This is a genomic window from Nocardia vaccinii NBRC 15922, from assembly GCF_001613305.1.
GTDB classification, from domain to species: Bacteria; Actinomycetota; Actinomycetes; order Mycobacteriales; family Mycobacteriaceae; genus Nocardia; species Nocardia vaccinii.
On sequence record NZ_BDCC01000096.1, the window covers coordinates 1 to 26369 of the forward strand.

Here is a 26369-nt window from a genome sequence, read left to right on the forward strand (position 1 = left end):
ACCCACGGCGGCGGCTGGGGCGGCGGTGATCGTGCCGCCGATCGCGGCCCCGATCCCGGTCCCCGCCGCTGTCGCTCCGGCGACGCGGTCCGAGCGGCCCGGCGGGATCCCAATCGAGTCCAGAGCAGTGGAAACCTGCGCTTCGGCGGTAGCGGCGGTGCCGTTGATCGCGTCGCGGACCTGGCCGGGAAGCCATGGCGGCGAGGGCGCTTCGAATTGGCCGATGCGAATCTCGTTGGGCGGCGGAGCGATCGGCGCGACCGCCGGTACCGGGCGCGGCGGATGCAGATCCGCCACCACCACCGCCGGGACCGGAGCCGCCGACGGCTCCGGCCGAGGCACCGGCCCATTACGCACCGACCGCGGTTGCTCAGGATATGCCGCAGGATCCGACGCCGGAGACGGCGGCGGGGTCGGAGTAGGGGTGCCTGGCTGGATTCCGGTGGTCACGCCGGGCTGGTTGGCAATCGGCCCGGCACCGGCACCGGACGCATCCGCGGGGGCGGCCAGGACAATCACTATCGGCACTACGCCCGCGACCGTCACGCGGGCCCACAAAGGCCGCTTCGGATCGACCGGAAGGCGTGGGGAGACTCGGCTGACAAAGGGTTCTGGGCGAGGATTGATCGACCACGAATTTGCGGCGTGTATTTCTGTTTCAGGCATGCCGAATAGACCCTTTCAGGGCGGGATAGGGAAGTTCAGAATGGCGCACTCATTGCGCGCCGGGTAGGCGCTCCCGGCTGCGGAATACGCAGCCAGGAGCCACCAGGTAGGGCAGGGGGATTGCTAGTGCGGCAGCAGCGGTGCGACCGCGTTCCAGGCATCGGTCGCGAGGGCAACCACATTCACCGCGATGTCCGATACGAGGCTGACCAACGACAAGATAGATAAAGGATCCACGAGATTCTTACCTTCCATGCGGGTGGGATGAACTATCTTCATCCAACACACATAACACGCTGCCGCGCTAGAGGTTCGAGGGACGCCATTTACGTCCCATTAGGCATTCACGCTACCGGCCCGCCGCCTGCCTGCGGAAATATAAGAAAGGGACGTCAGCAGCACCCCTGCAAATTTTTCTCCGCGACACGAATGGCTGTGTCCCGTGTCACAAAGAAGCTGAGAAAACTCTGATTGCAGCTACTGTCTGGCTACTAAAAGGTTCAACGGTAAGCCGTTGCGAAGATGATCTAGGTCTGCTAACTATTGAAGTGTCTCCAGGGGGGAGATCAAGCGAGCAACCTTTCATTGTATCCGTCTGGCGATCCTAGGCGGAAGACCCAAAAGTAGGGGGTTTGACCAATGCACACCGAACACGGCGAGGAGTACTGCGAGCCCGGCACCGTGATCTGCATGGCCTGCTGGACACGCGATATCCGCGAGTACCGCAACCTCAGTCGGCCCCGATCCCACGCCGTCACCGGCGTGAGCACCCGTTACCTCAAGGACATCGAATACGGCCACACCATCCCCGGACCCAACATCATCGAAAGCCTCATCACCGGATACCAGCTCGACGACGCCCAAGCCCGTCTGACCCGGGACCTGTGCCAGCCCCCCGGCACCCTGCCACCAGCACACGAGCTGCGTGAACGCATCACACCCGCCCGCCGGTCCCTGTGGAACATCCTCGACTCGCCCCTGGCCCTGGCCTATCTCGACCCGCTCTGGAACATCCTCACCGCGAACGACAAGTTCTTCCGGATCTTCCCCGGACTGAGCGTCGCGGACAACCTCGCCCTCTGGGCGCTACCCCCCTCGCCTGAACCCTCACCAGCGAAAGCGTTGCTGGAAGACCACCGCCGCGAAGCGCGATGGCTCGTGGGCACCCTGCGCGGCACCTTCGCCCACTACCGCGACGACCCCCGAGTGGCCAGCCTGTACCAGCAGCTCTCACGCAACGTGATCTTCAACCACCACTGGCACAACGACATCCACGTCGCACACGGCCGCTGCATCGACAACCAGCCCCTACACATGCGCGACCCCGCCACCGGCCAGCGCTACACCCTCAGCGTCCAACTCACCGAAATCACCGACGTCCCCGAAATCCGCGGCTTCCTGTTCTGGCCACACACCGACGACCCCCAGTAACCACCGCAATTGTGGCGACAGGGCGACAGATGGCCAGTGCTGACGATAGTTGGCCAACACCACTCCGAGGAGCGACGTGACCTCGGACATTACGGCCACCACATGGTTTCCGTCCCTGTGAATGGCCAACTATCGCTGCGATATTGGCCAGATATTTCTGGGAACGTGCAGGTCAGCAGTCCGCCGGTTGGCCAACTAGCATCCGCCGTCACAGCAATCTGATCCGCGTCCCCGGCGGCGCGTCTGCACACCCGAGGCCGCCGCCGTCACAGTACATCCACACAATCGCCACGGCGACAAGCGAATCCGGCGGGCACATTGCCCGCCGGATTCGCTCGCGCTACGGCAACCATCCGATTTCGCGATATCGGTTGTCGCACTCAGCGTTCCGCTCGAACCAGAGCGTTCAGCGGCGATACACGCCGGTGTAGCAAGCGCGGAGGTCAACGCCCGCAGCACCTCAACGAACAGGGACGTATCGCAGTAGTCGCCTGCGCGTCAATATCCGGACCAGGCACGAGCCACCGCATCCCTGCCGAATTACACCCGCCCCGCGCACAGTGCCTAGATCACGTCGATCGCTGCTCCGGCCAGAGGTTTCCGGCAGACCCGGGGACCAATCCCGGACACCGTGGCGCATAACGCCGTTCGAGGTTTCCTGAGCCGAGCGCGTCCGGACCGGACACCCCGGACCCGGAGATCCGACCACCGCAGCAACCAATTAGACACGCCCACCGCCGCCTTGTAAGGGCCGCCACATCTACGGTGGACATATGCGGCAGCCCACTCCCGCTCGAACAGCAGCACGCCGCCCGCATGCCCGTTACCTTCTTCCTGGCCCTGAACCAGGGTTACGGTCGCCAGGCCCGGTATGACTTCTTGCCCCTGTCTCTCGCATGATCCGGGGGGTGGTGTCGCCGGGTCCTGGTGGCGTCGATGTACCGCTGATAGGGACAGGGCCGATCGTAGGTCTCTTCGTAACGTGGGTGCGTGGCCTCGACGCCGGATCGGCGGCCGTACGGTCTCAGCGCGAGGAAATACGAAGTGACACAGCCATACGCCGTGTTCTGCGGCGTGGACGTGGGCAAGGGCGAACACCACGCGGTCGGCCTGACCGCCGCCGGGAACGCCTGCACGACAAGGCCCTGCCCAACGACGAAGCCAAACTGCGGGCGGTATTCGACCGGCTCGCTGCCCACGGGCCGCTACTGATCGTGGTCGACCAGCCCAACACGATCGGCGCGCTGCCGGTCGCGGTCGCCCGGGCCTGCGGGCACGACGTCGCCTACCTGTCCGGGCTGGCGATGCGTCGCATCGCCGATCTCTATCCTGGCCAAGCCAAAACCGATGCCCGCGATGCGTTCATCATCGCCGACGCCGCACGCACTATGCCGCGTCGATACCGGCGACGACACCCTGACCGAACTCGGGGTCCTCGTCGGCTACGACGACGACCTCGCCGGCGAAGCGACCCGCACCATCAACCGCATCCGCGGCCTGCTGACCAGTATCCATCCCGCCCTCGAACGAGTCCTCGGGCCCCGCGTCGCGCACTCGGCAGTCCTCGAGATCTTGTCGCGTTGCGGTGGCCCGGACGGCATCCGCGCCACCGGGCGCCGCAAACTTACCACCCTCGCGATCAAACACGCGCCTCGCATGGGCGCCCACCTGGCCGATGAGATTATCGCGGCCCTGCCCGCGCAAACCGTTGTCGTTCCTGGCGCAAAGGCCGCCGAGGTCGTGCTCCCGAAACTTGCCGACTCACTGAAATCTGTTCTGCAGCAACGTCAAGCGATCGCAGCCGACATCGAACGGATGCTCGATGATCACCCTCTTTCCTCGGTCCTGACCTCGATGCCCGGCGTTGGAGTCAGGACCGGAGCCCGCATCCTGCTCGAAGTCGGCGACGCCTCCGGTTTCGCTTCCGCCGGCCATCTCGCCGCCTACGCCGGCATCGCCCCGGTCACCCACCGCTCCGGCAGCTCCATCCGCGGTGAACACCCGGCCCGATCGGGCAACCACAAGCTGAAACGGGCCCTGTTCCTGTCCGCTTTCGCCGCGCTGCACGATCCCGCCAGCCGCGCCTACTACGACCGCAAACGCGCCGAGGGCAAGAAACACAACGCCGCCCTCATCTGCCTGGCCAGACGCCGCTGCGACGTCATCTACGCGATGCTGAAATCCGGACAGCCCTACAAAGATTCACGACCGGCCGCTGCCTGAGCGTCGCAATGGACCAGGTCATACACATACGACCGTTCGTCCTTATAGCTCACCCACACGCCTTCCGGCGGCCGTTCGCCCTGCCCCGCCTCATCGAATGGGCGACTCGACACCGCACCCGCTGCGTTGCACACCGCCCAGCCGAACTCAGGCAGCCGACGGCACCAAACATCGAGGTCGACACGCTTGAACGACGGAAACCCATGAGCTTCGCCATCTCGGACGAACTCGTAGGTCAACCCGTCGACACGCCGCACGAACTCCACAACCGACATCACGCCATCGTCAACGACCGCGACGATCCCATCAACCAGCACCCCGTGACCCTTGACAAGAACCATAGGGACACCCCCCGCGATGCCCGTCGGCGCTGACCGGAATAACCGGATCGAAATCTGCGGGCCGCTGACCGATCTCGGCCACAAACACCGGCTCGGCGTCCTCGCCTGTGCCCCGGCCCGCTGATTGCCGGGACATTGGTTCATACACTCGCCCCTGTGGTCGGTCCCGGGCAACGGGCGGCGTCGAGACCGGGCACGAGGCGAAGTACATCCCGCAGGCCCAATCCGAATCCGATGATCATGGACATCGGCACGGTGCCGTCCTCGGGAAGTCCTTGCAGGAACAGCATGTCGCGATGGCGGCGCGCGAACCCGGCATTTGCCGTGGCCGACAGTAATGCCGCCGCGGCCCCACGCTCTCCGGTGTGGAGGGCGTGGGTGGCTTCGGTGACCGCGATATCGGCGGCCATTACACGCCCCACCACGCGGGCGACCCGGTCAGCGGGAACTCGGCACTCGGGCGCCGGAACCGATGCGGTTTCGGTCATCGCGTGCCGCCCGCGCTGTGTGGCCCGGCATCTGTGTTCATCGCACCCGCGATGCAACGCCACCAGCATCGCGCCCACCACCGCGCTGACAGGGCCGGGGTCCACACCGCAGTAGATGTCGAGCCTGCCGATCCTCGACGAGGCCACCCACGCGTTGACCCGCTCGGCGTGGATGTTGTATGCGCCATTGAGACATTGACGAGGCGCACGATCCAGATCCCCGAAACCGAAGGCATCAAGCGCTTCTCGTGCCCTGATGTAGGTCCAGCACTCGTCCGGGTCACATCGGCGGGTCAGATCAGCCCACGCCACCGCGACCAGCAACGACGTGAACGGGCCCGGATCAACGGCACAGTCGTGATCGCAGTCGTATCCAGGGACACCGGCCACATCATTACCCACCACCGTCCTCCTTCACCTCGGGGGGCAGGAGGCGGTACTCGACCACGAGCGATGACTCACCGGCAGTTCCGTCGGTCCAGTTGATCGACACGAACTTGCCCTCGGTCTTCGCCTCGGCCGCGGTGTCCATGTAGCCGGTGACCATCCGGTGTAGGTTGTCGAACTCTTCGGTGTCCCGCGCGGTGGTACGGCAGTGCGCCGCCCATTGATCGAACTCGTCACGTTCCTCGGGCAAGGTGAAACTGCGGACGTCTCCGCCGAACCGCCCGAACAGGTGCGCATCCATGCCGATCACCGCGCCGGGACCGGTGCGTGGTGCCCGCTGTGCATGCACAGCACCGCAGTGACCGTCGTGCCGCTGATCAGCACGGCCAGGACGGCCGCCACGATCGCGAAGACCACGATATGGCGATACTGCCGATCGGTATACGTCACACCCTCACTCCAATTCGTCACGTCAGGGCCGCGAAAATACTGCGGCGCAAAAGGTTTGATACAAGCTCTCCGAGGCCGGCCGCGCGGAGAGGCGAAGCTCGCTCCTTGCTCGCGACTATCGGACCTCGGCCAGGTCGACACCGTCCCGGTCCGGCAGCGCCTTCAGGGCCGAGACGGAGCGATAGACGTGATACGTGCACTCCGGCGGGGTTTAGCGCCGGACGAGGCCGGTCGCACGCGACGGCCATACATCGCCCATATGCGCATCAGATCGCGCAGTTCCATCGCATGGGCGTCGGTCAGGTCTATCTCGTAGTCCACCCTGTCGAGCCCGAACCGCACCGTCTCCGTGGCCCGGGAGACGCCGTCCATGTCATCGATCAACTCGAAACTCTTCTGTTCCACCACAAACCTTCACTCTCAGGATCTTTCATATCTACTGACACCCGCTACCGCGCACAGGTTTCGATACACACCGACACCGTTGTCGGTGAGCCAATACACCAACTCCCGGCGCGACCCACCCGCCGGCGAGGTGCCCGAGGCCACGTACCCGCACCCGAGCAGCCACCGCAACGCGGCGATCGTGGACCCGAGCCGGAAACTGCCCGCAAGACTGCGCGCGCGGATCGGCTTCCCGATCAATCCCCACGCCCGCATCGTCCGCACCACATCCGGCGCGAGCGCCTGGCCACCGCCACCACCGGGCGCTCGCCCCATTCCATCCCTCTCAGATCGGCCCGTGCGAATGCTCGTGTCCTGGAGACAATTGCGCCCAGAACTCACCACGAATCGCATCCCACAACCCTGACAACCTCGGGAACCGCTCACGCATCTCCGCCAAATCCGGAGCAGCCACATCGCCAGCGGCCGAAAACAGCGCTTCCGTCCCTGATCTGTTACGTACCAGCATGATTCGAATGCATAAGTGGTCCAGGCTCCACTGGGCGACCCAGCCCTCCACTTCAGTGCAGCGCTCACTCATACCGGCCTCTCAAGAATTCAATGATCGCCGTGGTCGCTAGGTACGTTCGTGCACGCTGAAACCGCCGGGAGGATAGGAGGTGCTGGTGTTCGGGGCGGCATCGTGTACGGCGGGAAAGTGACCCACAGTCCTGCCAGGGCTCGCTGGAACGATCCCGACCGCCACACCGGCGCACTCGCCGGGAGGATTTCCGGGAGCACGTCCAGGAGCTGCTCGACCGCGTCCTGTGCGATCAGGTAGGCGATCGAGGTGGCCGGGCACATGTGCGGGCCCGCTCCCCACGCCACATGCGCACGGTTCCCGGTGCGGTCTCCTTGAATGTCGGGGTCGTTGTTGCAGGCGGTGATACCGATCAGGACCGGCTCGTCCACCTGCAACCAGACTCCGTCGAACAGGATCGGTGTCGTCGGATAGCGGGCGCAGAAGGCGCGCATCGACGGGTCGTAATACAGCTCCTCGTCCAGAGCGTCCCTTACCAGCATGCTGCCGCCCAGCAGCCCACCGCCGAACCGGTCGTCGAGCATGGTGCGGCACAGCGTGTTGGTGATGAGATTGACCAGGGGTTGGATGCCCGCGCCGTAGCAGGACATGAACGCGCCGACGAGTTCTGGATCGTCCAGGTTGTTGGGGTGGCGAATCATTGCCGAGGCGATGTCGTTGCCGAGGTGACCGGGTTTGACCGCGGCGAACCGCTCGAACGCGGTCTTGGCTTGGGCCGCGCCACGGACAGAGTCCTCGCCGATCGCGTTGAACCGCAGGGTCATCCCCTCGGCGATCTGGGCGGCGAGATCGTCCGGACACCCCATCAACCGGTTCAAGACCCGGAACACGAGCGGGAACGAGTAGTCGTACAGCAGGTCGGCTTCCCCGTGCTCGCTGAACGATTCGATCAGCGACAGTGCCGCGTCCTGCACCTCGGCGTGCAGGCGATTCGGGTCGACGCGATCGAGCGCGGCCTTGATGGGTTGACGGACCCGCTTGTGGTCCGGGCCGTCACAAAACCGGGTCGAGGGGTAGTAGCCGAGCATCGCCAGGACCGGGTCCGCCGGTGGGATCGTCCTCTGCCACCGGCGCGGGTCCGCCGGGAAATGCTCGGAGTCGTGCAGAATTTTCAGCGCTGCCGAATACCGGACCGCCAGCGTGGCGTTGATACCCGGCGCGAGCTCGACCGGCACCAGCGAGCGTCCGGTGTCGTGCATCTGCTGGTAGTAATGGTGCGGATCGGTCGCGAATTCATCGGTATACAGCTTCACCCGGGACACATCACCGGGGGTGAACACAGTCATGGAGTTCTCCACAGCTGACCAGAAAGAAGCCAGCGGATTTGTTCAGAGTGCTTCGGCTTCGATGGTCGACAACGCCCCGACGGCCGGTGGCGTGATAGTGACGATCCGTAGCCCTGCCGCGTGCAGGAGCTGTTCGAACTCGTGCCGGGTGCGTTCGCGGCCGGTGACGATGGACAGCATCACGACGTCCAGCACCTTGGACTGATCGGGCTCGTTACCAGGCGGCACGATCATGTCGTGAATGATCACCCGCCCACCGGGAGCCATGGCGCGTCGACAGTTCCGCAGAATTTGGAGGCAGTGCTCGTCGTCCCAGTTGTGCAGCACGTACTGGATCACATACACATCCCCGGCAGGCACGGAGTCGAAGAAGCTGCCGCCCACCGTCTTCCAGCGGCCCGGGTCCTCGAGTTCCCCCAGCCGGTGATTGGCGATGACGTGGGGGAGATCGAACAGCACACCGTGCAGGCCCCGGTGTCGTTGCAGGATCATCAGCAGCAGCGAGCCCTGCCCGCCGCCCACGTCCACCACGGTGCCGGTCTCGGGTAGCCGGCATTCCCGGACGAGGTACTCACTCTCGATCACCGAATACTGGCCCATGCCGGTGTGGAACTCGGCGCCGTCGGTGGGGTGGGAGGCGAAGTAGTCGAACAACGGCTCACCGAACACGTGATTCACCGCGGGCTCGCCCGTTGTCACCGCGTGCAGCAGTTCACCACCCGCGCGGTAAATGGCCGGGGTCGTGGCCGCCAAAACTCCCTCGCGGACCGAGAACCTCGAATCCGAACGCAGCGACGCCCCCCGCTCCATCAACACGAAAACCCCAGAATCCGTTTCGCGGAAGATGCCTCGGGCGGCCAACAGCCTCAGCACGCGATACAACGCATGCTCATCAGCACTGACACGCTCGGCCAAATCCCGGACATGCACGGGTCCGTCCGCCAGCAGATCCGCCACCCCGAGCTGCGCCACCACGCGCAAGCAGCAGGCACAGACGTAACCGTTCGCCTCAGTGGTGAGGAACCTAGCCGACTCCCTATCCTTCGCCAATTCCTTTGCGAGCTTTTCTTGCATCCCTGGCATGGGCGTCGAATTATGCAGTAATCCCTGAGAGCGCCGTCCCGAGAAGATACCCATATCAAGAATTCCTTTCAGAAAGGTATTTCGCACAGCGCGGAGCCACTCGAAAACACCGCCATGCGTGCGGAGAGAACGGAAAATTACCGACAACGCGAAACGAATTCAGGCTCAATCGGCAGGCGCGTCGAACCCGCCCACAGCATGAATAGTCGTTGACAGGGACAGGCCGCGATGCCCAGTACGATCGCGGCCCCCTTGGGTTACACAGTGCTCACCGGGGAACGAAATGGCGCTGCGCCCAACGCTCTAGCCTCGACAACGACGTCGGCGGTGCGATGGTTCGCTCCCCGATGTACGACGATCGGTGCTACGGCACCCCCGAGGACACCAAGGCATACCTCAAGGTGAGATTGGGGTAAACAAGGACGACGATTGCCGACGAGACAGCGGGCCTACCGCGCCCCTGTCGGACTTTTTGGTCACAGCTGCTGATACGCGGCCAACACGTCCCGTACGGCATCCGTCACCGGCGCCTCCTCAGTAAGCGCAGTCCAGGTGTAGGCATCGTGTTCCTGGAGTTGCACCGGTTCGGGGCTGTCCACGTCGACCGCGAAATTGAACTGGCGCGATTTCTTGCCGCTGCCGGACTGATAGTCGAAGCTACCGAGGTAGGTGCGCATAGTGGTGACGCTCAGGCCGGTTTCTTCCTTGACCTCGCGGATCAGAGCCTGGTCGAGTGATTCCCCCGGCTCGACCTTGCCACTGGGCAGCTCCCAGATGCCGCCCATGAAGTCGTCCTCTGGACGTTGCAGCAGGAGCACCTTGCCGTCGTGCCGCACGACCGCACCAACGACGAGTTGCTGTACGCCGTCGTTTGTAGCTCCGGCAGTGAGTTGTTCGATCAGGGCGATGTCCATGAAATTATCCTTTCAGTTCTTCGATGTGGTGGATCACTTTGCGGATGGCATCGACGTAGCGCATGGCTATCGGGATGTCTTCTTGTCGGTGCCAAACTGGCAGCTTGAGGGTGTTTCGGTGGACTTGCTCGGCCTGCGGGAAGTCGCCGGGCCGGCAGGCCAGCTTGCCCTCGTGTGCGGGAAATAGCGGTCCAGGTTCTTGGAACAGCGGTAGGAGGTTGAGCGGACACGTGGAGCCGGGCCGATCCAACTCGGCGCAGCCTTCGGCCTTCAGGGCTGCGTAGAAGCGCTCGATCGGCAGCCCGAGGTCTTCCTCTTGGTAGAGCAACGCAAGCCCGTACCACGAGGAGCGCACTTCGGAATCGTGCCATGGTGTGACAACTCCGCGCAGGTCGTCGAGCCCCTCACAGATCCTCACGGCTATATCTGCTCGGCCCGCCAAGTACTTGTCCAGGTGGTCGAGCTGTTCGAACGCAATCGCTGCGCCCATCGGATGGATGCGATGCTTGAGGCCCATCCCAGTAACGTTGTAGCGGCTCAGGCCGAAGCTGGTCGGGATCTCGTTTCGACACCGCTTGTTGTACTGCCCGTGCAGCAGCACACGATAGTAGACGTATTCGTCATCGGTGAGGACGAATCCGCCTTCGCCCGCGGATAGCGGTTTGGGGCCGTTCATGCTGAACGCCGAAGCTCGGCCGAAGGTGCCGACCTTGCGCCCTCCGACCTGCGCTCCGTGCGCATGCGAGCCATCCTCGAGGAGGTGCACGCCGTACACGTCAGCGAGGCTCTGCAAACTACTGATCTGCGCGGGGTTCCCCCACATATGTTGTGCCACAATGGCTTTAGTATGTTCAGTGATGCGCCGTGGGATATCGCGCGGGTCGAGGTTGCCACTGCTATCGCAGTCGGCGAGCACCGGAATCGCGCCGAGGTGCAGCAACGGCGTCACAGTAGCGAAGAAGGTGTAGGCAGGCACGATCACTTCATCGCCTGGGCCGATGCCGCAGGCGGCATACATCGAATACAGGGCCGCCGTGCCCGAGCTGGTCAGCACCGCGTATCGAACACCGAAGTACCTGCGCAGCGCGTCCTCTAGCCGTGCGATAACTCCCGAACGATCATAGATCGAAATGCCGTCATCCAGCTGGCAGAGCACCGCCTTTGCGGTGTCGTCCGTGATTGGTGGCCAGCTGAAATGGGGGCCTGTCTCGGTAATGACCGGCGTTCCGCCCAGTAAGGCCAGGGGTGAACTCAAAGCAACTCCTTGGGGTTGACACATGTGCGGGTGCGGGCGGACTCGTAGCAAGCGGCGACGAAGCTCAAATGCGCCAGATTCGCTTCAGGACCACTGAGATTCGGCCGATCACCATCGATGACATGACGGAAGTAGTCGATCTGGCTGGCAGCCGCCGAGGGCCATCCGTGCTCGCGGATCAGCGACTCGATGACGTCGCCACCGTTCGTAAGACGACATAGCCGACCACGCTCCAGATGCACAATGCCATTGCTGCCAACCAGGCGAATTTCCTCGGCCTTGGGGCCGATGAACCGCGAAAGCAGCAGTGATCCGTACGGGCCGCTGTCGTAGGCGAAGTGGATCAGTGCCGTGTCTTCGGCGTCGTAGATTCGATCCGGCCTGGCGCTTACGGAGATATCCGCGGTGATGCGATCCGGGAGGCCGAAGTACCAGAGCAGCAAGTCGATCAGGTGATAGCCCATGTCGATGACACAGCCGCCACCGGCGGTTGTGGCACTGCCGCGCCAACCTTCGGACGGGTCGTCCACATGCAGGGTGTAGCGGGCGTCGATGACGAATGGCGTGCCAATCTGGTCGGCCAACTGCGTGAAGCTGGTGTAGATCGGGTTGAACCGGCGCTGGAGCGTCACCATCAGCTGAATGCCGGACTGCGCGCAGATTCCGGCAAGTTCCTTCGCTTCCTCCAGTGTGGTGGCGAAGGGCTTCTCCTTGAGTACGTGGACGTGATGTTCGGCAGCAGCCTCGATAACGGCTCGACCAACGTCATGCGGCACGCAGACCACCACCAGATCGAGCTGTTCGGCTTCGAACATCTGCCGGAAATCCGTGTACCCCCGGACCTGATGGCGAACCTGCTGCTCCTCGACGACCTGGGCATTCTCGTCGCACACCGCCACCAACTGTGCGCTGTCGGCTGTGCGTAGTCCAGGCAGGTGATCTTCCACTGCCTGACGACCGAGGCCGACCACTCCAGCCCGGAGCAGCCTCTTCTGTTCACGTGCGAAAGACACTGTGCGCCATGAAGGCTCGCTGTCTACTCTGACAGTGCGACAGACCTTGCCGCCACTGAGCGCCTTCATTCGGTCACCCGCAGCCGCTCGATGGCCTGGGCGGGGATGCCCAGTTCACACCAGGTGGCGAGCCCGCCCTGCTCCGGGCTGAATCGGCCGCAGCGTTGAGCAAGCCGGAGAACTTGATCACTGAACGGCAAGTCGCGCAACAAATGTGGTCCGACCTGCCGGGCATCCCATACCTCGACGAAGAGGTGTTGATCCGTTTTTCGAATGCGAACCGTCAGTTGATTCAGGTCGGTTACTTCACTCCATTTAAGGTGGGGATCGGTGGTGCCCGTTGCGCCGACAGTCTCGGTGACCAACTCCGTGACGATTCGCTCGGCCGGAGCTATCAGTTCGATCAGCAGCCAACGGCTCAACGTGTGACGGACATGCCGCTGAGCCGTCGATACGGCGGTTATCGTTGCCGCCAACTGGATTTCGTCCATTTGTCCCGGAGGATGCGGCGGTTGGGTCACTGTGGCCGGGCACTCACGGTCGGGGTGGGGAGTGCCCACGAGTACGCCGATTCGGTTGCCCGCGTGAGCAGCAGCGTGAACGCCAGCGTTAGCCTCACACCACAACCGAGCCTCGACGGCCTGTCTGGACATGCCCGGTCGGATCAGGTGTTCCATCGAGGGCACCACGACGTGGTGGGATTGCGACCGCCGCAACTCGGCGATTAGAGCCGCCAGCGCAGCGGCGCCGTGAATGCGCTCGTGGAAAATCATGGCCAGGTCGAAGCCTTCGTATTCGGCAAAGCGCTGGATCTGCGCTTCGCATGCAGCGACGTGGCCATTTGCGACATCAAGGCGCAAATAGCCGTACATCAGGGGCTTCATCTTCACCGTCCTCGGAATAGAGACCGGATGGACGCTTCTTGTGGTCCTGGGTTTGCAGGGCCACGTGGGCCGTTCCGGTCGAAAAGCCGATGGATCAAGGGTGGACCGCCGAAAACCCCTCCGGGAGGGCACGTTACGGGGCAGAAAACGCCACACAAGGGGCGCGTGGGCGTGGCGTGGTTACACTGGCCGGACCGGACACCGACGAGGGGTCGAAAGTGCCGCCGAATCTGAAACTGCAAGCGCGCCGAGAAGCTACGCCATCACGCATCGTGCCAGGCCGCGCGATGGGTCGAGCCGAGCTGGCCGAAGCTGTTAATGAGTACATCTGGCGCACCAGGGCAGAACGCCGGGATCTCGATGCGCACACGATTGCGCGCTACGAACGTGGCGCCGTGAGGTGGCCAAACGAAGAGTACCGCGAAGCGTTCCGTGCAATCCTGCATGCGACGGATGCTGAGCTGGGATTCATGCCGGTCCGCAAGAGACGCAGCCAGGGCACTGAACAGACACTCGCTGTCAATCTGTTCAGCCCGTTCAATCCCGAAACCATCCCGGCCGGTTACCGGCGTGGTGTCCGGTCGATCGGGCGGGTCGGCTGGTCGGACGTCGACAGAGTGAAGACGGCCACGCGCGAGGCAGCCTCTTCGGAAAACCTCCACGGCGGAGGATCAGCAAGCAGCACAACCGAGGAGGAACTGCGACGCTATGCGCCCCTGCTCACGGGGCAAGCATCACCGACAGCTCGTCGCGCCTTATTCGAGGCGATCGGCAATCTGAGCGGCGTTGCGGCCTTCTCCGCCTTCGATATTGCCGACTACCGGGAAGCCGAACAACGCTTCCGGTTTGCGCTCTGGTGTGCCGATACCGCCGGCTCCTGGGAGCTGAGAGCCAGCACCTTGGCGGACATGGCACGCAAGGTGGCATACGTGGGAAACGCCGACGATGCGTTGTCGCTGATCGAACTGGCGCAGGTCCGATCGGATCGGTTGTCCGCCACTGCCCGCGCCATGCTCGGTGCACTGCGAGCCCAGTTTCTTTCCGCGGTGGGCCGGACCGACGCGGCACTGACCGAAGTAGCCCGAGCCGATGAACATTTCGCGGAACGTACACCCGAGACCGACGCGCCGTGGCTGTGCTACTACGACGAGGCCGAACACATGGGAAGCACAGGCAAGGCATTGATCCCCGTTGCAGAGGCCAGGCACAGGATAGAACTGGCCGCACCGCGCATTCAACGAGCGGTCCAGCTCCAAAGCGAGGACTATCCGCGCTCTCGTACCTTCTCGCTGACCAGACTCGCCACCCTCACGATGCGCCTCGGCGATCCCAGCGAAGCAGCCAAGCTCGGGTTCCAAGCGGCCCAGAACGCAAAGCTGTTCAGTTCACAGCGCATTCGTGACGAGCTGAATGGGCTCGCCGAGGCTGCCTCTGCGCATCGTCGCATCGAGGATGTTGCCGAACTGCGCCACGTCATCACCAGCGGCACGAAGTCATGAACCAGGCTCGTCAATCAGCAGATGTGCTCGCCAGGGCAGCTGTACTCAGTGGTGTTGATGCCACGGACGCTGTTTCGATCCGGAACGGCTCGAATGCCATCTACGAACTGCGTGGTGGGATCGTGGCCAGGATCGGGAAGCCCGGCAGCACCACAGCAGCAGAGCGAGAGCTACGAGTTTCCCAGTGGCTCAACGAGTCCGGGATCCCAACCGTCGAAGCTGTTCCCTCATTTCCTCAACCGGTCGTGGTTGACGACCGACCGGTGACATGGTGGCGGTTGATCCCCGAACATCGGGCATCGACCCCTGCAGAGCTGGGTGCGGTGCTGCGGGCGCTGCATGCCTTGCCGCCGCCGACCGAGTTCGAGCTGCCGAATTACGATCCCTTCGTGGGGCTTTCCGAGCGCATCGCCTCGGCGGTGGCAGCGACCGAAGACGACCGCTCATGGCTCACCGAGCATTACGGCAGGCTCGAGAAGCAATACCGCGAGTTGCCTGTTACGGAGTCGCTTGGTGTCATTCACGGGGATGCGTGGCAAGGCAACTTGGTGGTTCCTGCGTCCGGAGTACCAATGTTGCTCGACCTGGACAAGGTTTCGCGCGGTCGACCCGAATGGGACCTCGTCCAGTTGGCTGTCGACTTCGCGGACTTCAGCCGGGTAGGCAAGAGGGACTACGACGCCTTCGTATCAGCTTACGGCGGATACGACGTCACGGATTGGCACGGATTCCGACTGTTCGCGGATATACAAGAACTTCGTTGGGTCGGATTTTCGCTCAGCTTGGCGGCTGGAAACGCAAGAGCGGCAAGGGAGGCTCAGCATAGGATTGCGTGTATTCGGGGGCTCGTGGCTAAGCCGTGGAGCTGGGCCGCGTTGTAACAACCCAGAAGCGCAACGCTCTCCCGATCGATCCGTACACCTTGGGACAGCCCGCAGGCGCGAGCCCGACCCCGCACCGTGAGCACATCAACGGACAGGGACGGTTCGACAAACACAGCGAGAGCCTCGACGCAACATGAGCTCAGGCGCAGCCCTGGAAACTCTGATGGAAAGGCCGTCGATGGGCAGGATCGAGTACTACCACGACCCCACAGCACCCAAGCCCAATTCACTTGTGGTGGCATGCAATCTGCTCGTCACCGACGACACCGGAGCGATCCTGCTGCAGCGCCGCCGCGACACCGGCCAGTGGGCACTACCCGGCGGCGCGATGGACCTCGGCGAAACCGCCGGCGAGTGCGCCATCCGTGAATGCCGCGAGGAAACCGGCATAACTGCCGAGATCACCGGATTCCTCGGCATCTACAGCAACCCCAACCACATCGTCGCCTATACCGACGGCGAAACCCGCCAACAATACGAGAACACCTACATCGGACGACCCATCGACGGCGAACCCACGGTCAACGACGAAGCCGACGGAGTCGCGTTCGTACTATCCGAAGAGCTGGACCAGTACGACATCCATCCGAGCATGCGTCGGCAGATCGGCGACTTCCTGTCCGGCAATTACCCTTACCTCGGGTGAGCTGCCGGGGCCCCTCGCCTCGACTGACGGTCGTCAGAATCTGCGGTGCAGCGCGGTAGACGAACCGGTCCACCGCGCGGCAAGGCAGTAGCCGACTCGGCCCTCGTGTGGGTGTACGGCTCTCGTATGACCTGCCATCTGGTGTCCTATAGTCGAGTCTGTTGGCTCGCACCATCGGGAAGGGGGAGGCGGTCTGTGGCGAATCATGTCGATGTTGGTCCAGATGCGTTGCGTGCCACTGCGGATCGGGTGGACCAGCAAGCCGAGGATCTGATCAACGCAGTCGACAGCCACATGCGTGCGGTTCACGCATTCCTCGGAAGTGACTGGCAGGGCACCGCAGCCAGCTCATACGAAAGTCCCTGGGCCGATTGGGAAGACGGCGCTCGCCGGGTCATCGGTTCGTTCATCGCCGACGCTGGTGCGCTGCGGAGCGCGGCTGGTGGTTATTTGAGCACTGACGACACCTCAGCGCAGGCGATCGTGCGGGCCGGGTCGAGCTTGGATCTTCCCGAGGTGTCGTAGTGGCGGCCGAATACAGTGTGGATCTCGTTGGCCTGCAACGCCTGGTCGACGATACAGCGAAGCTGGAAGCCACGATCGAGGACCTCGCGGCCGAGATCGACAAGAGCATCGAACAGCTGCATGTCACCTGGACCGGCGCCGCCGCCGACGCGCACCGAGCAGCCCACGACAACCGCATCGCGGCAGTATCGGAGATGCGGGAAGCGTTGAGCATGCTGCGGGCCAAGCTCGCGACCGCGCACGCGGCGTATCACCGGGTCGGGCCGACCAACCAGGGAATGTGGCCGCAGTGAGTCCGCCCACCGTTCCGATAGTCCGATGCCGCGGCGATGATTACCATTCCGCTGGTGAGGTGTTCGGGCAGATGTCGACCGATACCACGACCACCCACGGGGGACTGCTGACTGTTCTGAACACCTATGCGGGGATGGCCGGTGATGACAGCGTCGGGCAGCAATGGGCGTCCTCCTACGACCAAGCCGCGCGGACCGCTATCGCGGCGTCGTCGAATCTCACCACGGCGTGCGGGCAGACCCGCAACCTGTTGGTCATCGGCGCATACAACCACGAAGTCGCCGAAACCGTCGCCAATCACCGCAACGTGCCACTGCCCCAGCCGCCACCACTCGTGCAGGATCCGTGCTTGGCCGAGATTGTCTCGTCAGCGGCGGGCGACGGTATTCCGGAACCTTTCGGGTGGTCGATCCTCAAGGACGCGGTCGGATTCGCGTGGCCGAACGGAAACCAGGACCAGCTGAATGCCGCCGCTGATGCCTGGCATACCGCTTCGAGCGACTACCGCACGATAGCGGGCAACGCATCCTCTGCGGTCAGTCTGCTCAACAATCAGCAGTCCCCTGAAATCGACATCTCGGTCCAGACCTGTACCGACCGTCAAACCGATCTCAATGCCCTCGCCGACGCCTGCCAGACACTCGGGGACGCGTGCAGCGCCTACGCCGGCTATCTCGATGATGCGCACCAGAAGATCCTTGCCGAGGTCAGGGAGATGGTGATCGAGGCAGCTGCATGGGAGGCCGGGGCCGCGATACTGCTCCCGTTTACCGGGTCGCTGTCCGAGTGGGTCGGGAACAGTGCGCTCGCGGGACGGGTAGTGATGAAAGCCCGGCGTATCGCGACCATCATTTCCGGACTGGCGGCCAAGGTGGCGGAGATCGTCACCAAGACCGTGACACCGCTGCTCACCAGACTCGAGCCGCTTCTGGAAAAAGTCAGAGTATGGGTAGCTGCGGCCCGCACCAAATATCTGGGGGCAACAGGGCGTGAATTGTTCTCGCGCGGCGGCGCTCTCACCAACCGGGAAGTTTTGGAACAAGGCGTCGGCCTGCCACAGAACATGGAAACCGTCGAATACTATGCGCGTTTGGCAGGTGTGGACTTTCACGGCGGGAATGTCGACATCCTCACCGCCGCGAAAGATGGTGACACGATTCGATATCTCGACATGCAAGGTGCAATAGCCCGAACCGACGACATGGGCATACAGTTGGGTCCCGCGGCATTCCAAGACCCGGAGACCCTGGTCCGTACGCTTGCACATGAGGCCGTGCACGTCAAACAATACCAGCAAGGTGCCATCAGCTCGGCCACTGCAGCCAGCGAGGCTGAAGCCTATGCCGCCGAAGACGCCTACGTAGAAACATGGCGAAGGAATACACAATGACAGAGCCGCTCTCACGCCTAATAGTCGAACGGGTCGATACGCTCGGCAGCCGTTCCCAATGGATCTTCGTTACCGGCGTCCTTTCGGGTGAGCCGATCAATATCGGCGATACCCTGGCGGTCCAGCACCCCGGCGGCCCTACCACGGCAACGATCAGGACGATCGAGATCCACACCGCCCCAGGCAAGACGACAATCGCACTCGATTCCGAACTGAAACCGATCGTCGTGCCCGGCACCATCATCGAACGGGTGGGAACACCATGAGTGCCGACATTCCGGAGTGGGAGCGACAACTGAAGGGAGAAGTCGCTGAACTCCGCCGCCACAGCATGGAACTGACACAACGCATAGCGGCAGTGCGAGGCAGAGCCGAGGTCCAAGGCATCATGGTCGAGGTCGACGGCAATGGTGATATCACCAATCTGCAGATCGCCCCGGGAGCGATGCGGTGGGCAAGCGGGCAGCTGGCCAGCGCATTGATCGACTGCCACCGCAAAGCGCGCTCCGAGGCCAAAGCCAAAATCGAACTCATCGTCCGGAAAGCCGACCCTCGCATCCGCGACCAGACCCAACGGCTCCGCGACTCGATACCGGACCCCGAGCCCCAGCACCGCCAGAAGACCGAGGAGGAAATCCAGGCCGATGACGACGCATTCTTCGAGCGTATGAACCGTACCGGCTGGCGCTGACAACGCGGGCCTGTCCACCGCGATGCACTCACCGAGCTATTTCCCCGCTCGTCGCGCTGGAGAATGACCACTGCGGTCCCGCACCCTTCTCACGCGTCTGTCTGCTGATCGATCGCTGCTTCGTAGAACGCGTCGGCGAGCGCGATGATGACGGCGCTGACGCCGGGGCCGTCGCTGAAGAAGTAGTCAGCCATGGTGTTGTGGGCTTCCTGGTTGTCGATGACCGCCTCGGTCACTGCTGCTTGGAAGTCCTGCGATTCCATGAACTGCTTCTTCGAGTTCACCTTGGTCTGGTTGACCAGGTCCGGGTAGGCGAGCAGCTGCTGCACCAGTCCCTGCACGAACTCACGGACCTGAGATGCGGTGAACGACTCGGCGCCGAAGAGGTCGTTCATCTTGTCGATGACGACCTGTAGCGCGACATATTTGGGATCTTTCCGTATGCCGGTGCCCGCGGCACCGATGCCCTTGAGCTGCCCGTCACCGGTCAGCGAGATGTCGACCGCGACGCCCTTGTTGTGTTTGACCCCGACCAGAACAACATCGGACAGGTCGACCTCGGCGGCCCAGGAGGCGTCCGCGATGACCTTCTCCAGCAGGCGCAGGAAGATCGACAGCATCTCCATGTACGGTTCGCCGTAGTCGACGATCTGGCTCATGAAATCGTAGAGCCGGACGTAGGTGGAAACGTCCTTGCGGAACAGGTCCAGGGTGTTGAGAGTCAGCGTGTCCTCGGCCTCGATCGCCGCGGCGTAGCGGCGGGTGAAGTCGTTCTTGGCCGGGCTGATCGCGGCCGAGAGCGCGTTGTTGCCCTTGCGACCGACCCACAGTTCGGCGACCTCGCGCACCTGCTCCCGGGTGTATATCCCGGCCTGGTCGAGCTTGGTGGCGAGATGGATAACGACGTACGGGTCGGTCTCGGTCTCCAGGGTGGCGTTGGTGAAGTACGGCTCGAACGCCTTCCGGATGTCTTCGGGCTTGTTGACGAAGTCGATCACGAACGTCTTGCGCTTCTGCTCCCCGCCTGCAGTGCGATGGGTGCGGTTGAGCCGCGAGAGCGTCTGCACGGCGGTGACCCCGGAAAGCTTCTTGTCCACGTACATCGCCGAGAGCAGCGGCTGATCGAACCCCGTCTGAAACTTGTTGGCCACCAACATGATCTTGTACGTCGCGCCCTTGAAGGCGGCGGCCAGGTCCGCCCCGGCGCCGGGGTTCATGTTGGCTTCGGTGAACTCGTCGTCCTTGCTCGGGGCCGGTCCCCAGTCCGAGGTCCACTCCTCGTCCTCGGCCATCGTCACCGAACCGGAGAAGGCGACCAGGGTGCGGTAGTTGTAGGAGGCGTCCAGGGCGGCGCGTTTGGCGATGTAGGCGTCGATCGCCTTCTTGTACTTCACTGCGGCCTTGCGTGAGCCGGTGACGACCATCGCCTTCGCTTTGCCCTCCAGCAGGTGCGCCACGTTGGCGTGGAAGTGCTCGACGATGATCTGTACCTTCTGGCCGATGTTGGTGGGGTGCAACGTGACCCATCGCATCAGCCCCTTGCGTGCCGCGGCCTCCTCCACCTCGCCGCTCTCGGCCTTGCCCGCGATCTTCAGCGCGGTGTCGTAGGTTTGGTAGCCCTTGAGGACGTCGAGGATGTAACCCTCCTCGATCGCCTGGCGCATCGAGTAGAGGTGGAACTCGACCGGTTTGCCGTCGGGACCCTTGCGGCCGAACAGTTCCAGGGTCTTGTTCTTCGGCGTCGCGGTGAACGCGAAGTAAGAGATGTTCTCCGACTCGGCCCGCTCGGTCATCTCCGCGGCCAGGATCGATTCGACGTCGACCTGCCCGCCCTGCTCGATCTCTTGGACCTCCTCCGCGGTCAGCACGGCCTTGAGCTTGGCGGAGATCTGACCGGACTGCGAGGAGTGCGCCTCGTCGGCGATCACCGCGAACCGCCGCCCCTTCAACGACGAGTCGGCCCGGATCTCACCGAGGGCGAACGGGAACGTCTGCACCGTCACCGCGATGATCAGCTCCCCGTTCTTCAACGCGGTCGCCAGCAGCCCGGATTTCGACTTCGCCCCCGCCTTGCGGACATCCTCTGGGCTGATCGTGGCCACGATCTTGCCCGACCCGTCGATCTGCCGAATCGCCTCCTGCAGTTGACCATCCAGGACCGTGCGGTCCACGACCACGATCACCGAGTCGAAAACCTTCCGATCATCGACATGCAACCGCGCCAGCCGATGCGCGGTCCACGCGATCGTGTTCGTCTTCCCCGACCCCGCCGAATGCTCGATCAAATAGCGCTGCCCCACCCCTTCCTCGCGCACCGCGGCAACGATATTCGTCACCGCCTCCCACTGGTGGAACCGAGGGAACAGCATGCTGGTGCGCCGCACCGAGGTGCCGGTCGCGACATCCCACTCCTGTCTGGTCTCCACGATCATCAGCCGGCCGATGATGTTGAGCCAGGCGTGTTTCTCCCACACCCGCTCCCACAGATACGATGTCGCCGAAAGCCCTTCGGCGCCAGGCGGATTCCCCGCGCCTCCCGCGTGACCGACGTTGAACGGCAGGAAGTGCGTCTTCTCACCCTCGAGCCGCGTGGTCATCGCGGCCAGATCGTTGGAGACCGCGAAATGCACCAGCGCCCGATGCCCGAACGACAGCAGCGGCTCCGGCCGCCCGTTGGTCAGCGGATGCCGGTCCTTGCGATACTGACTGATCGCCTCGTCCAGAGATTGGGTGAAATCGGTCTTCAACTCGACGGTGGCAACCGGCAGCCCGTTGACGAAGAAGACCAGATCGATGCTGCGCTGATCGGCGGTGGAGAAATGCACCTGCCGCAGCACCCGCACCCGCATAGCCGCGTACTGCTCGGTGGTGGTCGCGTTCAGGCTCGTCTCCGGCCGGAACTGCGCCATCTTCAACCGGCCACCGCCGATGTACTGCACCCCATTGCGCAGGATGTTCAGCGTCCCGCCACCATGCTCAAGCGGCTTGTCCAGCGCCGCGACCAGCACATCCAGAAACTTCGCCTCCGACCCCCCCGCCCGCAACGACTTCTCGTACGCGGCCTGCTGGGTCTCCTTCAGCCACGCGAACAGGTCCTCGGGGAACAGCGCCCGCTCCCGGTCGTAACCGGTGTCATCCGCCGAATAGAGCCACCCGCGGTCGGCCAGATACTCGCAAATTTCGGACTCGAAAACCACTTCGTGATGGTCGGCCGTCACGCCATCTCCCGCACGTCGAGCTGGCCTGTCACCGCCGCCGTGATCAGTGCCGAGCGGCGTTCGCGGGCGAGTTCGATGAACTGCTCCGTCTCAGCGATCAGTCTATCGATCTTCGCCGTCGCCTGGTCCAATTCTGCGGTCAGCCGACGCTGTTCATCAAGCGGGGGAACTGGAAGGCGGAGCGCACCGATGATGTCAGAGTTCAGGTTTTCCATGGTTGAACCTACGGAGGCGAGCGCGAGGGCGTCGCGGTTACGCCGACTACTGAAGACGATCGCGGCGAACGATGGATCCAGCCGTGCCCGATCGAGCCGAACTACCGCTGAACCCGTTCCACACAGAAATCCTGCCGCGGATGACCCGACAACGGCGCAGCGCCCGAGGTCACCTCGACGCGCAGCGATCAAGTCGCCTTCCTCAAGCCTATGCCGAGCCAACTGCTCTGCCTTCTCAGCACCAACCGCGATTCGCGGGTCGGGCACTACCTCACCCGCGACAATATGCGACGGATTGATCACCGGGACTCCGCCGTCCTTGTACTCCTCGGATTTCAATTGGCTACCGAACGGGCCGGTTTGGATCAGCGTCGCAACGGTTTTGAAGGGCGTGTTCCAGTCCAGCAGGGCCACACCCCGCTCGACGACTGCCCATCGACGCTCACGGAGCATCTCGATCAGGCGCTGCTGCTCCTCGATGAGCGTGTCGATGCGGGCGGTCTCGCAGTCGAGGTTGTCGGCGATGGCACGCTGCTCGTCCAATGGCGGCACCGGAATCGCCATGCGTAGGAAGACATCCGGGTAGAGCCGCAGCCGCGAGGACCAGATGCCGCGTGAGAGCCGAGTCATCTCCATCACGTACTGGGGCGATCGGTAGAGGTAGTCATAGAACACCGGATTGAACGGCGCGTCAGGGCGAGGGCTGTAAACGCCGTATGCCGGGCTGACGATTCCGGACTGCTTCGAAACGCCGAGCGCTCCCATCCACGCCCACATCGTGTTGATGACGAGATCACCAGTGTCCACCAGGCGGTAGCCGTCGAGGTTCTCAGCCGCAGTCATCGTCACGTTCTTCTCCGACTTCGGAGTGATGCCTGTCAGATGCGAAACGCTGAGGAGCTCCTCCGAGCCATCGACAGTGACGGCCTGCGACTCGGCCAGAAGCTCCTTATTCCGAGTCCAGCGCCAGTTGGCCGGAACCCTACCTGCCCAAGCCTGCTCGAAATCGAACTGCGCTCGCGTCATCCCTCGACCTCTCGCAACAGATCGAGGATCTTGGCGACCTGCTTTTCAAGGTCGGCGTCAATCTCGGCGAGGGGGCGGGGTGGGACGTACTTGTAGAAGTGGCGGGTGAAAGGGATTTCGTAGCCGATCTTGACCTTGGACCAGTCGATCCATGCGTCGGGAACGTGCGGTTTCACCTCGGCGTCGAAGTAGGCGTTGATGACCTCGACGCTGCCAGTCGGGCCAGCGGTCGAGCCGCCATAGGTAAAAGGGACATTCTCGGTGTCGCGCTTCTTCGAGTCAGGCTTGGGCTTGCCCTTGCGGTCTACAACCGGCTTCCCGTCATCGTTCAACAGTGGACGCTCGACGGTAATGATCCAGTAGCCGAACTCGTCGTTGCGCAACACCTTTGAGTATTCCGGGTCGGCGGCGGCGAAGTCGACGTACAGCTTTACCACCTCGGCGCGGTCGGCGTCGCTGATCTCGCGGCCCTTGGCACCGAGGTTCTTGCGCATCTTGGTCCAGAACGACGTGCCATCGATGAGCTGAACCTTGCCCTGCCGATCAGGGTGCTTGGTGTTGTCGAGGATCCAGATGTAGGTGGCGATGCCAGTGTTGAAGAACATGTTGGTCGGCAAGGCAACGATCGCTTCGACAAGGTCGTTCTCCAGCAACCACTTTCGGATGTTGGAGGGGCCGGACTCGGCGGATCCGTTGAACAGCGGTGAGCCGTTCATGACGATGCCGACCCGGCCGCCGCCGTCCTCGGGGGCGCGCATCTTGTGGGCCAGGTGGAGCAGGAAGAGCATCTGCCCGTCCGAGGTCGCCGGGAGGCCGGGCGCGAATCTGCCGTAGGGGCCGGCGGACTCGCGTTCGTTCGTGACCGCCTTGGCGTACTGCTTCCAGTCGACGCCGTAGGGCGGGTTGGACATGCAGAAATCGAACTGGCGGCCCTTGAACGCGTCATCGGTGAGGGTGTTGCCGAAGGCGATGTTGGTCGCGTCGTGGCCCTTGGCCAGCAGGTCGGATTTGCAGATCGCGTACGACTGCGGGTTGTACTCCTGGCCGTACAGGCTCAGTTTCGCGTCGGGGTTCTGCGCGAGCAGGTGCTCCTCGGCCAGCGCGAGCATGCCGCCGGTGCCCGCGGTCGGGTCGTACAACGTGCGCACGATGCCGGCCTCGGTCAGGTCGACATCCTTCTCGGCGAAGAGCAGGTCGACCAGCAGCCGAATCGCATCGCGCGGAGTGTAGTGGTCTCCGGAGGTTTCGTTCGCGGCCTCGTTGAACTTACGGATGATGTACTCGAACGCATCGCCCATATCGGCGTTGGAGACCACATCCGGATGCAGGTCGACGGCCTTGAAAGACGTGACGACCGCACGCAGCAGCTCCGCCTTCTCCAAGGCGAGGATTTCCTTCTTGAAGTCGAAGTACTCGAACACATCGACATCGGGCGAGAACCGGTCGATGTAGTCGGCCAGGTTGTCCGCCAACCCGTCGGCGTCCTCGAGGAGGTTGGCGAAGGAATAGTGCGAGGTGTTGTAGAACGGCCGCCCGGTGGCCTTCTTGACCTCGATCTTGAGCCGGTTCGGGTTCTCGTACTGCGCCGCCAGCGCGCGCACCGTCTCACGGTCAGGCTCGATGATGCAGTCGAGACGGCGCAGAATCGTGAGCGGGAGGATCACGTTGCCGTACTGGTTGGGGCGGTAGGGACCCCGCAGTTGATCGGCGATGGACCAGATGAAACTACCGAGGGTGCTCACAAGGCTCCTTACGAGGCTCACTCGACGACGGACGTTGGATACCCAGCGCGAATCCGTATGCGCCGCCCGGATGGTCGGCCCACAGTCTGCAGCAGCCGGTGCGTCGAAAGAACATTCTCACGCATCACCACACCCCCGCGTACCACGAAGTCGGCAGCAGCGACCGGCTCAGCGAATCCGTCGCGGTTGGTGTCCTGGCTGTGATCGTACCTTCGCTTGGCTCTGGCTGCGCCGGTCGCGCAAGACGTGACGACCAGCTTTTCAAAGACGCCGACGCAGTCACGAACCGGGGACGCCCCGATTTTCGCGGGCGGCTCGCTTGGATTGCGATCCACTGGTTCCGGGCGTCTATCTCGGCGTTCCAAGTAGGTGCGGACGCCGGAATCCTGATGCGCAGGCACCTGGAATTTGTACCCGGTGTCATGCAGTACCTCGCCAGCAGTCCTTCGAGAACGATTCCGCGAAACGCTCCGCGACCGATCACCAAGACTCCCTCCCTGAAACTTCAAGGCACCCATAGTAGTTCGCAACGACCGACCAGGCCCACCAATCGGAGTTCAATCCGCCCTATAGCAGGGCTCCCGCCACGCACTTGTGCTCGAAGAGCGGTGAACGGTGATGTTGTCTAGCGCTCTACGGCAATCAGAGCAGGGCCCTCCGCAAGGCGGCGGTTGGGGCATCGCGGGTGGCTTGTAATTGTGGGCGATATCGACTGGGCCAGAACGTGTTTCGCGCTTCCTGTCGGACCGCCTCAGAGATCCAGCAGGCCGAGTTCTGACGGCGCTTTGACGTCGGGCATCCGCTCCACCCCTCGATGGGTTTTGCACCGGCCG

General features: G+C 63.3%; 25 protein-coding genes and 2 pseudogenes. 10 read left to right on the top strand and 17 right to left on the bottom strand.

What is annotated here, in order from left to right:
* Together NV1_RS44335 and NV1_RS44860 are read right to left on the bottom strand one after the other, a co-directional pair.
* Positions 1-342: pseudogene (locus tag NV1_RS44335) on the bottom strand (hypothetical protein); the annotation flags it as partial.
* 447 nt (positions 343-789) lie between these two features.
* Entirely contained in the window at positions 790-945 is a 156-nt protein-coding gene (locus NV1_RS44860; protein ID WP_169813550.1) for a hypothetical protein, read from the bottom strand.
* A 360-nt stretch (positions 946-1305) separates the two neighbouring features.
* Between NV1_RS44860 and NV1_RS40660 the strand changes: the two genes are divergently transcribed.
* Both NV1_RS40660 and NV1_RS40665 read left to right on the top strand, forming a co-directional pair.
* Positions 1306-2097, top strand: coding sequence for an MmyB family transcriptional regulator (locus NV1_RS40660; protein ID WP_067904728.1), 792 nt, complete (start codon positions 1306-1308; stop codon positions 2095-2097).
* Between the two features lie 1044 nt (positions 2098-3141).
* Positions 3142-4320, top strand: a pseudogene (locus tag NV1_RS40665) (IS110 family RNA-guided transposase).
* On the opposite strand, the gene NV1_RS44340 reads toward NV1_RS40665, so the two are convergent.
* From NV1_RS44340 to NV1_RS40715, 12 genes are all read right to left on the bottom strand, one after another.
* Positions 4290-4661, bottom strand: coding sequence for a hypothetical protein (locus NV1_RS44340; protein WP_157117742.1), 372 nt, complete (start codon positions 4659-4661; stop codon positions 4290-4292). The pseudogene NV1_RS40665 and the gene NV1_RS44340 overlap by 31 nt on opposite strands.
* A 140-nt stretch (positions 4662-4801) precedes the next feature.
* On the bottom strand, positions 4802-5551 hold the full coding sequence (locus tag NV1_RS40670) for a hypothetical protein (RefSeq protein ID WP_157117743.1): 750 nt from the start codon (positions 5549-5551) through the stop codon (positions 4802-4804).
* Positions 5544-5837 (bottom strand): hypothetical protein, encoded by a 294-nt coding sequence (locus NV1_RS40675; protein WP_157117744.1) that lies wholly within the window; start codon positions 5835-5837, stop codon positions 5544-5546. Before NV1_RS40675 ends, NV1_RS40670 begins: the two co-directional genes overlap by 8 nt.
* A 5-nt stretch (positions 5838-5842) precedes the next feature.
* Positions 5843-5986 carry a hypothetical protein gene (locus tag NV1_RS44345; RefSeq protein WP_157117745.1) on the bottom strand — a complete coding sequence of 48 codons (144 nt, stop codon included), beginning with the start codon at positions 5984-5986 and terminating at the stop codon, positions 5843-5845.
* 162 nt (positions 5987-6148) lie between these two features.
* Entirely contained in the window at positions 6149-6391 is a 243-nt protein-coding gene (locus tag NV1_RS40680; RefSeq protein WP_157117746.1) for an Lsr2 dimerization domain-containing protein, read from the bottom strand.
* Between the two features lie 15 nt (positions 6392-6406).
* A complete protein-coding gene (locus tag NV1_RS40685) occupies positions 6407-6706 on the bottom strand; it encodes a hypothetical protein (protein ID WP_067904740.1) in 300 nt (99 codons plus the stop codon).
* Between the two features lie 282 nt (positions 6707-6988).
* Positions 6989-8257, bottom strand: a complete 1269-nt coding sequence (locus NV1_RS40690; protein WP_067904743.1) for a cytochrome P450 family protein — start codon at positions 8255-8257, stop codon at positions 6989-6991.
* 42 nt (positions 8258-8299) lie between these two features.
* Complete coding sequence (locus tag NV1_RS40695) at positions 8300-9340, bottom strand: methyltransferase (RefSeq protein ID WP_169813551.1); 1041 nt, start codon at positions 9338-9340, stop codon at positions 8300-8302.
* A 476-nt stretch (positions 9341-9816) separates the two neighbouring features.
* Entirely contained in the window at positions 9817-10254 is a 438-nt protein-coding gene (locus tag NV1_RS40700) for an NUDIX hydrolase (RefSeq protein ID WP_067904746.1), read from the bottom strand.
* Positions 10255-10258: 4 nt separating this feature from the next.
* Entirely contained in the window at positions 10259-11509 is a 1251-nt protein-coding gene (locus tag NV1_RS40705; RefSeq protein WP_067904750.1) for a DegT/DnrJ/EryC1/StrS family aminotransferase, read from the bottom strand.
* Entirely contained in the window at positions 11506-12591 is a 1086-nt protein-coding gene (locus tag NV1_RS40710; RefSeq protein WP_084526679.1) for a Gfo/Idh/MocA family protein, read from the bottom strand. The genes NV1_RS40705 and NV1_RS40710 overlap by 4 nt, the downstream gene beginning before the upstream one ends.
* On the bottom strand, positions 12588-13406 hold the full coding sequence (locus NV1_RS40715) for a hypothetical protein (RefSeq protein ID WP_157117747.1): 819 nt from the start codon (positions 13404-13406) through the stop codon (positions 12588-12590). The genes NV1_RS40710 and NV1_RS40715 overlap by 4 nt, the downstream gene beginning before the upstream one ends.
* Positions 13407-13582: 176 nt before the next feature.
* Between NV1_RS40715 and NV1_RS40720 the strand changes: the two genes are divergently transcribed.
* The 8 genes from NV1_RS40720 (at position 13583) to NV1_RS40755 (ending at position 19335) form a co-directional block, all read left to right on the top strand.
* Complete coding sequence (locus tag NV1_RS40720) at positions 13583-14905, top strand: NsdA family TPR-like regulatory protein (RefSeq protein WP_245714187.1); 1323 nt, start codon at positions 13583-13585, stop codon at positions 14903-14905.
* Positions 14902-15786, top strand: a complete 885-nt coding sequence (locus NV1_RS40725) for a phosphotransferase enzyme family protein (protein ID WP_067904762.1) — start codon at positions 14902-14904, stop codon at positions 15784-15786. The genes NV1_RS40720 and NV1_RS40725 overlap by 4 nt, the downstream gene beginning before the upstream one ends.
* A 181-nt stretch (positions 15787-15967) precedes the next feature.
* Positions 15968-16435 (top strand): NUDIX hydrolase, encoded by a 468-nt coding sequence (locus NV1_RS40730; RefSeq protein ID WP_067904785.1) that lies wholly within the window; start codon positions 15968-15970, stop codon positions 16433-16435.
* Between the two features lie 195 nt (positions 16436-16630).
* Positions 16631-16960, top strand: coding sequence for a WXG100 family type VII secretion target (locus NV1_RS40735; protein ID WP_169813552.1), 330 nt, complete (start codon positions 16631-16633; stop codon positions 16958-16960).
* Complete coding sequence (locus tag NV1_RS40740) at positions 16960-17253, top strand: WXG100 family type VII secretion target (protein ID WP_067904767.1); 294 nt, start codon at positions 16960-16962, stop codon at positions 17251-17253. Before NV1_RS40735 ends, NV1_RS40740 begins: the two co-directional genes overlap by 1 nt.
* A gap of 71 nt (positions 17254-17324) precedes the next feature.
* On the top strand, positions 17325-18644 hold the full coding sequence (locus NV1_RS40745) for a WXG100-like domain-containing protein (RefSeq protein WP_245714188.1): 1320 nt from the start codon (positions 17325-17327) through the stop codon (positions 18642-18644).
* Positions 18623-18910, top strand: coding sequence for a hypothetical protein (locus NV1_RS40750; protein WP_218027365.1), 288 nt, complete (start codon positions 18623-18625; stop codon positions 18908-18910). Before NV1_RS40745 ends, NV1_RS40750 begins: the two co-directional genes overlap by 22 nt.
* Positions 18907-19335 carry a YbaB/EbfC family nucleoid-associated protein gene (locus NV1_RS40755; protein ID WP_067904773.1) on the top strand — a complete coding sequence of 143 codons (429 nt, stop codon included), beginning with the start codon at positions 18907-18909 and terminating at the stop codon, positions 19333-19335. The genes NV1_RS40750 and NV1_RS40755 overlap by 4 nt, the downstream gene beginning before the upstream one ends.
* A gap of 89 nt (positions 19336-19424) precedes the next feature.
* On the opposite strand, the gene NV1_RS40760 is transcribed toward NV1_RS40755, so the two are convergent.
* From NV1_RS40760 to NV1_RS40770, 3 genes are read right to left on the bottom strand one after another with little or no spacing between them, the layout of a single operon-like run.
* Complete coding sequence (locus tag NV1_RS40760; RefSeq protein ID WP_067904775.1) at positions 19425-22553, bottom strand: type I restriction endonuclease subunit R; 3129 nt, start codon at positions 22551-22553, stop codon at positions 19425-19427.
* Positions 22550-23794 (bottom strand): restriction endonuclease subunit S, encoded by a 1245-nt coding sequence (locus tag NV1_RS40765; RefSeq protein ID WP_245714189.1) that lies wholly within the window; start codon positions 23792-23794, stop codon positions 22550-22552. Before NV1_RS40765 ends, NV1_RS40760 begins: the two co-directional genes overlap by 4 nt.
* The gene (locus NV1_RS40770; protein WP_067904779.1) at positions 23791-25536 is read right to left on the bottom strand and encodes an HsdM family class I SAM-dependent methyltransferase; all 1746 of its coding nucleotides are present in this window, start codon (positions 25534-25536) and stop codon (positions 23791-23793) included. The genes NV1_RS40765 and NV1_RS40770 overlap by 4 nt, the downstream gene beginning before the upstream one ends.
* Positions 25537-26369: the final 833 nt, after the last annotated feature.